Here is a 14,149-nt window from a genome sequence, read left to right as displayed (position 1 = left end):
GTTCCCCGGTTGGTCTGCCGGCAGGGCCCGCCTGACTTTGAATCAGGACTAGCGACGTAGGTTCGACTCCTACCCGGGGAGCTCCACGGCTACTGGCGCGTAGCCTGCGGCGCGCTCGCCCGTTGAGCGGGGCATGACCCCCCGCACCCCCCGCTGGCGCCACCTCGCGATGGCGCTCGTGGCAGCCGTCCTCGTGCTCGCCGGCGTCCCCGCGCTGAGCGCGCCCGGCGACTCCTACGTCCGCGCCCACTTCGGCGACCAGCGGCTGCCGGCCGGCTGCGTCCTCGACCTCGACCCGGCCAACCCGGACAACGAGTGCTACCACCTGAAGGTGGGCCTGAACGCCCTCGACACCCCCCGGGTCGACGTGGCCGTGCTGGTGCCGGTCTCGCCGTTCGCCGAGCGCGACCTGCGGGTGGTGCAGCAGTCCATCGACATGTGGGAGGGCGGGCTCGACATGCTCGCCGGCCAGATGGGCATGGAGTGGCTGCGCGACGGCACCGACTTCCGCGTCCGCGGGTACGGCGTGCCCGTCGACCCCGAGGGCGGCCCGGCCGAGGTGCTCAACCTCGTCGACCCCGAGATCGTCGTCGTCGCCAGCAACCCCGCGGGCGGCATCGGCATCGGCATCGACCCCTCCGACTTCGCCTCCCAGATCGGCATCACCGACGGCGAGGGCGTGCCCTGCCAGGAGGTCGAGGTGCCGTCGCAGGTCTTCAGCCTCGACGCCTGGGAGGACGTGGAGGGCTACGACGGCCACCACGGCGAGGCCGGCGGCATCTACGTCGAGGACTGCGGCGGCGTGGGCGGCAACGTCTGCTTCGCCGTCAACGGCGCGGTCGACCCCGTGCCCGGCACGACCGACTTCTTCGGCCTCTTCGACCTCGTCTCGCACGAGGTGGGCCACTGCCTGACGCTCGGCCACGTGGGCGACGGCGCCGACGGCCCCTGGGGCCCGACCGCGGTCAACGACATCATGGCCTACTCCACCGACCCGCCGGGCCTGGCGAAGTGCGTCTCGACGCTCGACGTGGAGGGCTTCGCGCTGCAGATGAGCAAGTACCTCGACCGCGACGGCGACGGGAAGGTCACCGCGAAGGACGAGCTGGAGCCCAACGACGTCGAGGGCGACGGCACCAGCTCCTTCCACGTGCAGCACCCCGACGACCACCACTACGCCTCCGCCACCGGCGACCCCCAGGACTGCCCCCAGCCCGACGTGGCGCCGCTGCCCGGCGCCGCCGCGACCGACTGGACCCCGGCGCCGGTCGCCACGACCCGCCCCCGGCTCACCGCGCGGGTCGACGTGCGCGGTGGTCGGCTCGCGGTCGCCGGCACCGCCGCCCGCGTGCCGCTCGGTCGCCCCGTCACCGCCCGCTCCGGCGCGGCCGACGACGCCAGCGGCGACGCGCTGACCCCGATCACCGACATCGAGCGGGTCAGCGTGCGGGTCACCCGCGACCACCTCGAGGCGGTGCTCCGCGTGGGCCAGGTCAACCCGGTCACGGACGGCGCGTCGGTGACGGCGTACTCGCTGCTGGTGAGCGGTCGCCGCTTCGACTCCTTCGTCGCCAACGGCACGACCGACGGCACGCCCACCACGCTCGACAACGGCCAGGGCACGACCATGCCCCGCGGCACCTCGACGTGGGACGCCGACGCGGGCACGGTGCGCTTCCGCATCCCGCGGGCCTACCTGGCCGACCAGCGCATCGACGCGCCCTACGACGTGCAGGGCATGACCGGCGTGCACGCCCGCACCAACGACTGGCTCGCCACCGACGACGTCGCACCCGCGCGCCGTCCGATCGCGGTGACCGGCCCGGCGCTCCCGGCGCGCTCGCTCGACGCGCCGATCGCGCGGACCCGCAGCACCCAGCGGCTGACCCTGCAGCACGAGGGCGGCAACTCCTTCACCGCGGCGGACAGCAGCTTCGGCCTGCCGCTCGTGCCGGTCGGCACGAAGCACGTCGTCGACCTGCCGGTGCGCCGGCAGTCTGCGGTCGAGGTGACGCTGCGCTGGGACGACCCCGGCACCCTGCTGGCGCTGGCGGTCAAGGGCGGCTCCGAGACGGGGACCCGCGAGGGCGAGGGCTCCGTCACGGTCACCGTGCCGTGGGCGCGACGCGACCTGCAGGTCGTGGTCGACCCGCTCGAGGTGCTCTCGCCCGGGGCCGACTACACCCTGACGGCGCGGCTCACGAGCCTCACGCGGGCCGACGACCGCGACGGTGACCGGGTCCCCGACAGCGTCGACCTGTGCGACCGCGACCGGGGCCCGTCGGCGGGCGCCGGCTGCCCCGACCGCGACGGCGACCTCACCCAGGACCGGTTCGACCGGTGCCCCGCTGCGCCCGGCACGGGGGCGACCGGCTGCCCGGCCCGCGGCGACGAGCGCGTGGTGGTGCTCGTCGACGGCCGTCGCGTGGCGAGCGCCGCGGTGCTCACCGACCACCGCGCCGACGCCTTCCGCCTCGGCGCCCGGGCACCGCGCGGCGCCCGCACGGTGCGCGTGGTCTGGTACGACGGGGCGCGCGTCCTGCGCGCGGTCAGCCGCCGCCTGCGCTGAGCGGGCGGGCCGCGGCGAGCTCCACGACGCCGTGAGGTCCTAGGGTGAGCCCATGACCCAGGACCTCACGGTGATCGTGCTGGCCGCCGGCGGCGGCACCCGCATGAAGTCCAAGGTGATGAAAGTGCTGCACCGCATCGGCGGGCGCAGCATGCTCGGCCACGTGCTGCACGCGGTCGCCGCGACCGAGCCCGGCCGGGTGGTCGTCGTGGTGGGCACGCAGCGCGAGCAGGTCTCCGCCCACGTGCGCGAGCTGGCGCCGGCCGCGGTGCTCGCCGTGCAGGAGACCCAGGAGGGCACCGGCCACGCCGTGCGCTGCGCCGTCGACACCGCGGGGGTCACCGACGGCACGGTCGTCGTCGTCACCGGCGACACCCCGCTCCTGGAGGGCGAGAGCCTGCGCGCCTTCGTCGCCCAGCACGAGGCGGCGCAGTGCGCGGTCAGCATCCTGTCGGGCGTCGTGCCCGACCCCTTCGGCTACGGCCGCGTCGTGCGCGGCGACGACGGCGACGTGGTCGCGGTCGTGGAGGAGAAGGACGCCACCGCCGAGCAGCGCGAGATCGCCGAGATCAACTCCGGCATCCTCGCCTTCGACGCCGCCTTCCTCGTCGAGGCCCTGCCCCGCATCGGCAACGACAACGCCAAGGGCGAGTACTACCTCACCGACGTCGTCGGCCTGGCGCGCGACGCCGGTCTCACGGTCGGGGCCTGGCCGGTCGACGACGTCGCGCAGACCGAGGGCGCCAACGACCGCGCCCAGCTCGCCGAGCTCGGCCGGCTGCTGAACGAGCGCACCCTCACCCGCTGGATGCAGGCTGGCGTCACCGTGGTCGACCCCGCCACGACCTGGGTCGACGCCGACGTGGTGCTCGGCCAGGACGTCACCCTGCTGCCCGGCACGCAGCTGCTCGGGCGCACCGAGGTGGCCGAGGACGCGGTCGTCGGCCCCGACACCACGTTGGAGGACTGCCGCGTCGGTCGCGGCGCCCGCGTGGTGCGCACCCACGGCCGCGAGGCGGTCGTCGGCGACGAGGCCGAGGTCGGTCCGTTCTCCTACCTGCGCCCTGGCACGCAGCTGGGCCGGGCGGGCAAGGTGGGCGCCTTCGTCGAGACCAAGAACGCCCGCCTGGGCGACGGTGCCAAGGTGCCGCACCTGTCCTACGTCGGCGACGCCGAGGTGGGGGAGGGCAGCAACATCGGGGCCGGCACGATCTTCGCCAACTACGACGGCGTCGCCAAGCACCGCACCGTCGTCGGACGCCACGCCCGCACCGGCTCCAACAACACCTTCGTCGCGCCGGTCGTCATCGGCGACGGCGCCAGCACCGGCGGCGGCACGGTCGTGCGCCGCGACGTGCCCCCGGGTGCGCTCGCGCTCTCGGCGGGGCCGCAGCGCCACCTCGAGGGCTGGGCGCAGGAGAAGCGCGCCGGCACGGCGCAGGCCGACGCCGCGCGTGACGCGCAGGTGGCCGGCGGGCGGCCGCCCGGTGGAGGAGAGACGTCTCACAGTGGCGGTCCCGGAGTTGGGGCGCGCGCCGCGGAGGGTCCAGAATCCTGACGCCGAGGCAACCCTCGTCGCGACCGAAGGGCGGCTCCCACGTGAGCGGAATGAAGCGGACCACCGAGAAGAACCTCATGGTCTTCAGCGGCCGGGCGCACCCCGGTCTGGCGCACGAGGTGGTCGACCTCCTCGGCACCGAGCTGGTCCCGCAGTCGGCCTACGAGTTCGCCAACTCCGAGATCTACGTGCGCTACGAGGAGTCGGTGCGCGGCTGCGACGCCTTCGTGATCCAGAGCCACACGGCGCCGATCAACGAGTGGATCATGGAGCACCTGATCATGGTCGACGCGCTCAAGCGCGCCTCGGCCAAGCGCATCACCGTGGTCATGCCGTTCTACGGCTACGCCCGCCAGGACAAGAAGCACCGCGGCCGCGAGCCGATCTCGGCGCGGCTCATGGCCGACCTGTTCAAGACCGCCGGCGCCGACCGGCTGATCTCCGTCGACCTGCACGCCGACCAGATCCAGGGCTACTTCGACGGCCCCGTCGACCACCTGATGGCGCTGCCGATCCTCACCGACTACGTCAAGGCGAAGTACGGCCACGAGGAGCTCGCGGTGGTCTCGCCCGACGCCGGGCGCATCAAGGTGGCCGAGCGGTGGTCGGCCAAGCTCGGTGGCGTCCCGCTGGCGTTCATCCACAAGACCCGGCGCACCGACCGGCCCAACGAGACGGTCGCCAACCGCGTCGTCGGCGAGGTCGCGGGCAAGGTCTGCGTGCTCACCGACGACATGATCGACACGGGCGGCACGATCGTGAAGGCGGCCGAGGCATTGATGGCCGACGGCGCCGCGGGCGTCGTCATCGCCGCGACCCACCCGATCCTGTCCGACCCGGCCGTCGACCGGCTCAAGAACAGCCCGGCGATGGAGGTCATCGTGACCAACACGCTGCCGATCCCCGAGGACCGCGTCTTCGACAAGCTCACGGTCCTCTCGATCGCACCGCTGGTCGCCCGCGCCATCCGCGAGGTCTTCGAGGACGGCTCCGTGACCTCGATGTTCGACGGGCACGCCTGACCAGCGATTTCGCCTCCCCCCGCCGCCGCGGCTAGACTGCCGCGGTTGCCTCGGCGAGGGAGCGGTCGACGACCGGCTCCGTGATCGACAGGGCCGGCCCGCGCCGCGCTGTCCTCACGGACGCGTGGCGCTTCGTCTGTCCGGCCCCGCCCCGCACACCCCGACCTGCACGACGCACGCACACGCACGAGCACCACGAGGAGAGACCGATGAGCGACGAGTCCACTATCCAGGCCGAGACCCGCACCGAGTTCGGCAAGGGCGCGGCCCGCCGCATCCGTCGCGCCGACAAGGTGCCCGCGGTCGTCTACGGCCACGGCGCCGAGCCCCAGCACCTCACGCTCCCGGGCCACGAGACCTGGCTGGCGCTCAAGCACGGCGGCGCCAACGCCCTGCTGACGCTGGTCGTCGACGGCTCCGAGCAGCTGGCGCTCACCAAGCAGGTGCAGGTCGACCCGATCCGCCGCACCCTCGAGCACGTCGACTTCGTCGCGGTGAGGAAGGGCGAGAAGGTCACCGTCGACGTGCCCGTCGTGACCACCGGCGACGCCGCCGCCGAGACGCTGGTGACCGTCGAGAGCGCCGTGGTCTCCGTCGAGGCCGAGGCCACCCACATCCCCGAGTCGATCGAGGTCTCCGTCGAGGGTGCCGAGGCCGGCACCCAGGTGCTCGCCTCCGACCTCACCCTCCCCTCGGGCACCACCCTCCTGACCGACGCCGAGACGCTGGTCGTCAACGTGTCGCAGGCGCAGACCGAGGAGCAGCTCGAGGCCGAGCTCGCCGAGGCCGAGGCCGACGCCGGCATCGAGAAGGACGAGGCGTCCGACGCCGCCGCCGAGGGCGAGGGCACCGAGTCCGGCGAGGGCGACGTCGTCCCCGAGCAGGACTGACCCGCACCCCGCAGCACCCAGCAGCACCCGACGCCCCGGCTCGGACCACCCGGTCCGACCCGGGGCGTCGTCGTCGGTGCGGCTGCCGGGATACTGCTGCACCATGAGCGCAGCGAGCGACGAGGCGACCGGGGCCTGGCTGGTGGTCGGCCTCGGCAACCCCGGCCCGGAGTACGCCGGCCACCGGCACAACGTCGGCTACCTCGTCGTCGAGGAGCTCGCCGACCGGCTGCGGGAGAGGTTCCGCAAGCACGGGACGGGGCGCGCCGAGGTCGTCGAGGGCCGCCTGGGTGTCCCCGGCAGCCCGGGGCCGCGCCTGGTGCTGGCCAAGCCGCGCTCCTTCATGAACGAGGTGGGCGGCCCGGTCAAGGCGCTCGCGACCTTCTACAAGGTGCCGCCCGCCCGCGTGGTCGCGGTGCACGACGAGCTCGACCTGCCGTTCGCGACGCTGCGAGTGAAGCTCGGCGGCGGCGACAACGGCCACAACGGCCTGCGCTCGATGCGCTCCTCGCTGGGCACCGGCGACTTCCACCGCGTGCGCGCCGGCATCGGCCGGCCCCCGGGCCGCCAGGAGGTCTCCGACTTCGTGCTCTCGAACTGGTCCTCGACCGAGCGCAGGGAGCTGCCCTTCGCGGTCGGCGACGCCGCCGACGCCGTCGAGTGCCTGCTTACCGAGGGCCTCGAGCGCACCCAGCAACGGCACAACTCGTGAGCCGCGGGGCGCCGGCCGCGCAGCAGCTGCTCCTCGACGCCGACGGGGTGCTGCAGACCAACCCGCCGGGCTGGGTCGACCACCTGCGCGGGCAGGTGGAGCAGGCGCGCGGCCAGGAGTTCGTCGACGAGCTCTGGGCCGCCGAGCACGACGCGATGCGCGGGCGTCGACGCTTCGTCGACGTCCTGCGCGAGGTCACGGAGCGGTGGGGCATCGGCGACCGCGTCGACGAGCTGCTGCCGCACTGGCACCGCGTCGAGGCGCAGGCCGGCACGGTCGCGGTCGTGCGCGAGCTGCGCGAGGCCGGGGTGCCGCGCCACCTGGTGACGAACCAGAACGACCACCGCGCGGCGTACATGCGCGACGGGCTCGGCTACGCCGAGCTGTTCGAGCAGCTCTTCGTCTCCTGCGAGCTCGGGCTGACCAAGTCCGACCCCGGGTTCTTCGCCGAGGTGGCCCGACGGCTCGGCGCCGACCCGGGCACGCTGCTGCTCGTCGACGACAGCGAGCAGTACGTCGCGTCCGCGCGGTCCGCGGGCCTGCGCGGCGAGGTCTGGTGCGCCGAGGACGGCACCGACGCGCTGCGCCGGCTGCTGGCGCACCACGGCCTGCTGCCCCCGCAGGGGTGAGGACGGCTGCGTGAGAAGGTGGGCGCCGTGACGAGCCCCGACGCCCTCCCCGTCCCGCCCGCCGACGTGCTCGGCGACGACCACGCCCTGGCCGGCTGGCTGGCCGCCGCGGCCGGCGACCGCCTGCTGCAGGTGCGCGAGCAGGGGCTGGAGGGCCGCGAGCTGAAGGACGCGGGCGACCGCGCCGCCCACGAGCTGCTGGTGGCGCTGCTGGCCGCGCACCGACCCGACGACGCGGTGCTGTCGGAGGAGGCCGCCGACGACAAGGCCCGCCTCGAGGCCGACCGGGTGTGGATCGTCGACCCGCTCGACGGCACCCGGGAGTTCTCCGAGCCGCCGCGCGACGACTGGGCCGTGCACGTCGCGCTGTGGACGCGCGGTGCCGGCGACGGCACGACCGGGCCCGGCGACCTGACCGCCGGTGCGGTCGCGCAGCCGGCCCTGGGCGAGACCTTCACCACCGGCGCGCCGGCCGTCGTGCCGCCGCGCACCTCCGAGCGCCCCCGCATCGCGGTGTCGCGCTCGCGCCCGCCGGCCTTCGTGCAGGCGCTCGCCACCGAGCTCGACGCCGAGCTGGTGCCGATGGGCTCCGCGGGCGTGAAGGTGGTCTCGGTCGTCCGCGACGTGGCCGACGCCTACGTCCACGCCGGTGGCCAGTACGCCTGGGACAACGCCGCGCCCGTGGCGGTGGCCCGCGCGGCCGGGCTCTTCTGCTCGCGCGTCGACGGCGGGCCGCTCGTCTACAACGCCGACGACGTCTCGCTGCCCGACCTGGTGGTCTGCCGCCCCGAGCTCAGCGAGGCGATCCTCGCATTCGTGGCGCGGCACGGCACGGACTGAGCGCGGCCCCTGCGGGGGCGGATGACAGGTGCAGGCACAGGGAGGGGAGACCACGTGCTGGAGGCCAGGGGGCTGACGCGTCGCTTCGGGGAGGTCGTCGCCGTCGACGACGTGTCCTTCGAGGTGCCGGCGGGCGCGGTGACCGGGTTCGTCGGCGGCAACGGGGCCGGCAAGACCACGACGATGCGGATGCTGACGGGGGTGCTCGCCGTCCACGCGGGGGAGGTGCGCTGGGGTGACCGGCCGGCCACCGCGGCCGACCGCCGACGCTTCGGCTACATGCCCGAGGAGCGGGGGCTCTACCCCAAGCAGCCGGTGCTCGACCAGCTCGTGCACCTCGCGCGGTTGCGCGGCGACGACGCGGGCCGGGCCCGGCAGGAGGTGCTGGCGCTGCTGGAGCGCTTCGGTCTGGCCGACCGGGCGCGCGAGCAGGTGCAGAAGCTCTCCCTGGGCAACCAGCAGCGCGTGCAGGTGGTCGCGGCGCTCGTGCCCCGCCCGGCGGTGCTCGTGCTCGACGAGCCGTTCTCCGGCCTCGACCCGGCGGCCGTCGACGCGATGGCCGACGTGCTCCGCGAGCACGCCCGCGACGGGGTGCCGGTGCTCTTCTCCTCCCACCAGCTCGACCTCGTCGACCGGCTCTGCGACCGCCTCGTGGTGATGGCGCGGGGCCGCGTCGCGGCCCGGGGCACGACCACCGAGCTCCGCGAGAGCGGCGCGCTGCGCTACCGGCTGACGCTGTGCGACGACGCCGGCTGGGTGCGCGAGGCCGCCGGCGTGCGCGTCGTCGACCTCGCCGGCCCGGACGCGGTCGTCGAGGTGCTGGAGCCCGGAGCGGAGCAGCGGCTGCTGGTCGACGCCGTCGCCCGCGGGCCGGTGCGGCACTTCGGCCGCGTCGTGCCGCAGCTCTCCGAGGTCTACCGCGAGGTGACCGCGTGAGCGCCGGCGCGACTCCCCGCCACGCCTGGGCGCTGGTGGCCCGGCGCGAGGTCGTGGTGAAGCTGACCGACCGCACCTTCGTGCTCGGCACGCTCGCCACCCTGGCGGTCCTGGTGGGGGTGATCGTCCTGCAGGGGTGGCTCGGCGGTCGCGCGACCACCTACGACGTCGCCGTCACCACGCCGCAGGCCGAGCAGGTCGCGGCGGCGAGCGCCGCCCGGGCACCGCAGGTCGACGGTGACGTCGAGGTGCGGGTGCGCGAGCTCGACGACGACGCCGCCGCGCTGCGGGCCCTCGAGGCCGAGGAGGTCGACGCGGTGCTGGCGCCCGCGAGCGCCGCACGAGGCGACGGGGCGGGCGCCGGGTGGGTGCTCACCACCCGCGACGGCGCCGACGCCGGCCTGCGCGCCGTCGTCGAGACGGTCGTGCGCGAGCAGGCCCTGACCGCCAACGCCGCCGCCGCCGGCACCACCGTCGAGGAGCTGACCCGCGGCAGTGCGCTGGCGGTCGAGCAGCTCACCGGGGACAGCACGACCAGCGAGCTGCGCGACCTGCTGGGCTACGCCTTCTCGATGCTCTTCTACGTCGCCTCGCTGCTCTTCGGCTTCACCCTGGCCAACTCGGTGCTGGAGGAGAAGCAGTCGCGGCTGGCCGAGATGATCGCCGTCGCGGTGCCGCTGCGCCAGCTGCTGGCCGGCAAGGTCGTGGGCAACACCGTGCTGGCGCTCACCCAGGTCGTCCTCTACGTCGCCGTCGGGCTCGTGGGGCTGCGCGCCACCGACTACGGCGACGCTCTGGGCGGGGTGACCGGGGCCGTCGGGTGGTTCCTCGTCTTCTTCCTCGCCGGCTTCACCGTGCTGTCGTGCCTGTGGGCCGTCGCGGGCGCGCTCGCCAGCCGCAGCGAGGACCTGCAGTCGACCGCGACGCCGGTGACGATGCTCGTCCTCGCGGTCTTCTTCGGGGCGGTGCTGCTCGAGGGCACCGCGCGCACCGTCGCCTCCTACCTCCCGCCCTTCTCGGCCGTCCTCATGCCGCTGCGGCTGCTCGAGGGCGACGTCGCCTGGTGGCAGGCGCTGCTCGCGCTGGCCGGACTGCTCGCCCTGGGTGCCGAGCTCGTGGTCGTCGCCGAGCGGCTCTACCGCCGGGCGCTGCTGCAGACCCAGGGCCGGCTCAGCGTGCGCGAGGCCTGGCGCGTCGAGGTGTGAGCCCCGCGCCCGGCTCGGGCCGGGGGTGCGGTGGGGCGCGGCGTACGATCGACTGCGCACCCCCGCCGCTCGCCGGACCGGGGGTCGCCGTGCTGTCCGACCCGCCCCACCACCACTCGGGAGCCCCGGTGCCCACCGCCACCACGCCCGCGACCGCCACCGCCTCGTCGACCGCCCCCGCGACCGCCTCCGGCCACCTGGGCGGCCTGGCCGACGCCGTCCTCGCCGACCCGGTGCTCGCCACCGCGCTCGAGGAGCTGCGCGACGGCACGCTGCCGACCCTCGACCTCACGGGTCCGGCCGCGGCCCGCCCGTTCGTGGTCAAGGGGCTGGTGGACGCGGGTCGCACGGTGCTGGCCGTCACCGCCACGGCCCGCGAGGCCGAGGACCTGGTGGAGTGGCTCGGCGACCTGCTGCCGGCGGAGCGGGTGGCGCTCTACCCGAGCTGGGAGACGCTGCCCCACGAGCGCCTCAGCCCGCGCAGCGACACCGTCGGTCGGCGCCTGGCGGTGCTGCGCCGGCTGAAGCACCCCGGCACCGACGCCTCCAACGGCCCCCTCGACGTCGTGGTCGCGCCGGTCCGCTCCCTGCTGCAGCCCCAGGTGCAGGGCCTGGCCGACCTCGTGCCCGTCGAGCTGGTGCCCGGCCAGACCGCGTCGCTCGACGACACCGTGCGCGCCCTGGCGGACGCGGCGTACACGCGGGTGGACCTGGTGGAGAAGCGTGGCGAGTTCGCCGTGCGCGGCGGCATCGTCGACGTCTTCCCGCCCACCGAGGAGCACCCGCTGCGCGTGGAGTTCTGGGGTGACGAGGTCGAGGAGGTCCGCGCCTTCGCGGTCGCCGACCAGCGCACCCTCGACACGGTCGAGCGGCTCTGGGCGCCGCCGTGCCGCGAGCTGCTGCTGACCGAGGAGGTCCGGGCGCGGGCGAAGGCCCTCGGCGAGGCCCACCCGCAGCTGCTCGAGCTCACCGACAAGGTCGCCGCGGGCATCGCCGTGGAGGGCATGGAGTCGCTCGCGCCCGCGCTCGTCGACGAGATGGAGCTGCTCGTCGAGCTGGTGCCGGCCGGCACGGCCGTGCTGCTGATGGACCCCGAGCGTGCGCGCAGCCGCGCCCACGACCTGGTGGCGACGAGCGAGGAGTTCCTCGGTGCCTCGTGGGCCGCGGCCGCCGGCGGTGGCACCGCGCCGATCGACCTCGGCGCGGCGTCCTACCGCACGCTCGCCGACGTCCGCGAGGTCGCGCTCGCCGCGGGGCACACGTGGTGGACCGTCAGCCCCTTCGGCATCGCCACCGACGACCTGCCGGCCGACGAGGCCGCCCGCACCCGTGGCCCCGAGGTCGACCTCGACGTCCGCATCGGGGCGGTCGAGAGCCGCGCGCTGCCGATGCAGCCCGCCGAGGCCTACCGCGGCGACGTCGAGCGCGCCATCCGCGACCTGGCGGGCTGGGTGGCCGACGGCTTCCGCGTGGTCGTCCTGCACCCCGGCCACGGCCCGGCGCAGCGCACCGTCGAGGCGCTCGGCGAGCACGACGTCGCCGCGCGCCTGGTGGACGACCTCGACGACGCCCCGCCCCGCGACCTGGTCACGGTCAGCTGCGGCTCGCTCGCGCAGGGCTTCGTCGACCCGGTCAACCGGGTCGCGCTGCTCACCGGCGAGGACATCTCCGGCCAGCGCGCCTCGACGCGCGACATGCGCAAGATGCCCGCGCGCCGCAAGCGCCAGATCGACCCGCTGGAGCTCAAGGCGGGGGACTTCGTCGTGCACGAGCAGCACGGCGTCGGCCGCTTCGTGGAGATGAAGCAGCGCGAGGTCGGGGGCGCGGTCCGCGAGTACCTCGTGCTCGAGTACGGCGCGTCCAAGCGCGGCGGCCCGCCCGACCGCCTCTACGTGCCGGCAGACGCGCTCGACCAGGTCACCCGCTACGTCGGTGGCGAGCAGCCCTCGCTCGACCGCCTGGGCGGCGGCGACTGGACCAAGCGCAAGAACAAGGCCCGCAAGGCCGTGCGCGAGATCGCCGCCGAGCTCATCAAGCTGTACGCCGCGCGGCAGGCGACCCAGGGCCACGCCTTCGGCCCCGACACCCCGTGGCAGCGCGAGATGGAGGACGCCTTCCCCTTCACCGAGACCGCCGACCAGCTCAGCACGGTCGACGAGGTGAAGGCCGACATGATGCGCACGGTGCCGATGGACCGGCTGGTCTGCGGCGACGTGGGCTACGGCAAGACCGAGATCGCGGTGCGCGCGGCCTTCAAGGCGGTGCAGGACGGCAAGCAGGTCGCGGTGCTCGTGCCGACCACGCTGCTGGTCAACCAGCACTTCTCGACCTTCGCCGAGCGCATGACCGGCTTCCCGGTGACGATGAAGGCCCTCAGCCGCTTCCAGAGCGACAAGGAGGCGACCGAGGTGCTGGCCGGCCTCGCCGACGGCACCGTCGACGTGGTGATCGGCACCCACCGGCTGCTCAACCCCGACATCCGCTTCAAGGACCTCGGGCTGATCATCGTCGACGAGGAGCAGCGCTTCGGCGTCGAGCACAAGGAGCAGATGAAGCGGATGCGCACGTCGGTCGACGTGCTCTCCATGAGCGCGACGCCGATCCCGCGCACGCTCGAGATGGCGGTGACCGGCATCCGCGAGATGTCGACGATCGCGACGCCGCCCGAGGAGCGCCACCCGGTGCTCACCTACGTCGGGGCCTACGAGGACCGCCAGGTCACGGCCGCGATCCGCCGCGAGCTGCTGCGCGACGGCCAGGTCTTCTACATCCACAACCGGGTGCAGTCGATCGAGAAGGCGGCGGCGCGGCTGAAGGAGCTGGTGCCCGAGGCGCGGGTGGCCACCGCCCACGGCCAGATGGGGGAGCGGCAGCTCGAGCAGGTGATGGTCGACTTCTGGGAGAAGCGCTTCGACGTGCTCGTCTGCACGACGCTGGTCGAGTCGGGCCTCGACGTCTCCAACGCCAACACCATGATCATCGAGCGCGCCGACACCCTCGGCCTCTCCCAGCTGCACCAGCTGCGCGGCCGTGTGGGGCGCTCGCGCGAGCGGGCGTACGCGTACTTCCTCTACCCGGCCGAGAAGCCGCTGACCGAGACCGCCCACGAGCGCCTCGCGACCCTCGCCCAGCACTCCGACCTCGGCGGCGGCATGGCGATCGCGATGAAGGACCTCGAGATCCGCGGCGCGGGCAACCTGCTCGGCGGCGAGCAGTCGGGCCACATCGCGGACGTCGGCTTCGACCTCTACGTCCGCCTCGTCGGCGAGGCGGTGCAGGACTTCAAGGGCGACGGCGGCGAGGAGCTCGGTGAGGTGCGGATCGAGCTGCCCGTCGACGCCCACCTGCCCCACGACTACATCCCCTCCGAGCGGCTGCGGCTCGAGGTCTACAAGCGGCTCGCGGAGGTGCGCACCGACGCCGACGTCGACGCCGTCGCCGAGGAGCTGCTCGACCGCTACGGCGAGCCGCCCGAGGCCGTGGCCTCGCTGCTGCTCGTCGCGCGGTTCCGTGCGCGGGTGCGCCAGGCGGGCATCACGGAGGTCACGATCGCGGGCAAGCACGTGCGCTTCGCGCCCGTCGACCTGCCGGAGTCGCGCCAGGTGCGCCTGCAGCGGCTGCACAAGGGCGCCTTGGTCAAGCCCGCCACCTCCACGGTGCTGGTGCCGCGCCCGCAGACGGCCGTGATCGGCGGCAAGCCGATCTACGGCATCGCGCTGCTCGAGTGGGCCCGGCAGGTCGTCGAGGGGGTGCTCGACCCCGCCTCGTGAGCCTGCGGTCCGACGTGG

Annotated in this window: 10 protein-coding genes and 1 tRNA gene; all 11 read left to right on the top strand. The window is 74.4% G+C overall.

Annotated features, from left to right (window positions below):
* The first annotated feature begins 2 nt into the window (after nucleotides 1–2).
* The 11 genes from BJ989_RS15925 (at nucleotide 3) to mfd (ending at nucleotide 14,131) form a co-directional block, all read left to right on the top strand.
* Nucleotides 3–81 (top strand) — tRNA-Gln (locus tag BJ989_RS15925).
* Between the two features lie 52 nt (nucleotides 82–133).
* Nucleotides 134–2,569: a zinc metalloprotease gene (locus BJ989_RS15920; protein ID WP_179519042.1), complete on the top strand. Its 2,436-nt coding sequence runs from the start codon at nucleotides 134–136 to the stop codon at nucleotides 2,567–2,569.
* A 52-nt stretch (nucleotides 2,570–2,621) separates the two neighbouring features.
* Nucleotides 2,622–4,127, top strand: coding sequence for a bifunctional UDP-N-acetylglucosamine diphosphorylase/glucosamine-1-phosphate N-acetyltransferase GlmU (glmU, locus tag BJ989_RS15915; protein ID WP_179519041.1), 1,506 nt, complete (start codon nucleotides 2,622–2,624; stop codon nucleotides 4,125–4,127).
* A 41-nt stretch (nucleotides 4,128–4,168) separates the two neighbouring features.
* A complete protein-coding gene (locus BJ989_RS15910) occupies nucleotides 4,169–5,149 on the top strand; it encodes a ribose-phosphate diphosphokinase (protein ID WP_425490008.1) in 981 nt (326 codons plus the stop codon).
* 209 nt (nucleotides 5,150–5,358) lie between these two features.
* Complete coding sequence (locus tag BJ989_RS15905; protein WP_179519039.1) at nucleotides 5,359–6,039, top strand: 50S ribosomal protein L25/general stress protein Ctc; 681 nt, start codon at nucleotides 5,359–5,361, stop codon at nucleotides 6,037–6,039.
* Between the two features lie 103 nt (nucleotides 6,040–6,142).
* A complete protein-coding gene (pth, locus tag BJ989_RS15900; RefSeq protein ID WP_179519038.1) occupies nucleotides 6,143–6,751 on the top strand; it encodes an aminoacyl-tRNA hydrolase in 609 nt (202 codons plus the stop codon).
* A complete protein-coding gene (locus BJ989_RS15895; RefSeq protein ID WP_179519037.1) occupies nucleotides 6,748–7,380 on the top strand; it encodes an HAD family hydrolase in 633 nt (210 codons plus the stop codon). The genes pth and BJ989_RS15895 overlap by 4 nt, the downstream gene beginning before the upstream one ends.
* 27 nt (nucleotides 7,381–7,407) lie before the next feature.
* Entirely contained in the window at nucleotides 7,408–8,220 is an 813-nt protein-coding gene (locus BJ989_RS15890) for an inositol monophosphatase family protein (RefSeq protein WP_343049435.1), read from the top strand.
* 21 nt (nucleotides 8,221–8,241) lie between these two features.
* Nucleotides 8,242–9,156, top strand: coding sequence for an ABC transporter ATP-binding protein (locus BJ989_RS15885; RefSeq protein ID WP_179519036.1), 915 nt, complete (start codon nucleotides 8,242–8,244; stop codon nucleotides 9,154–9,156).
* A complete protein-coding gene (locus BJ989_RS15880; RefSeq protein ID WP_179519035.1) occupies nucleotides 9,153–10,361 on the top strand; it encodes an ABC transporter permease in 1,209 nt (402 codons plus the stop codon). The genes BJ989_RS15885 and BJ989_RS15880 overlap by 4 nt, the downstream gene beginning before the upstream one ends.
* A 197-nt stretch (nucleotides 10,362–10,558) precedes the next feature.
* Nucleotides 10,559–14,131, top strand: coding sequence for a transcription-repair coupling factor (gene mfd / locus BJ989_RS15875; protein ID WP_179519702.1), 3,573 nt, complete (start codon nucleotides 10,559–10,561; stop codon nucleotides 14,129–14,131).
* Nucleotides 14,132–14,149 lie beyond the last annotated feature (18 nt).

Origin of the sequence: Nocardioides perillae (assembly GCF_013409425.1) — a bacterium.
Taxonomy (GTDB): Bacteria; Actinomycetota; Actinomycetes; order Propionibacteriales; family Nocardioidaceae; genus Nocardioides; species Nocardioides perillae.
Note: the sequence above shows the minus strand (reverse complement) of the source record. Positions and strands in the feature narration are given on the sequence as shown.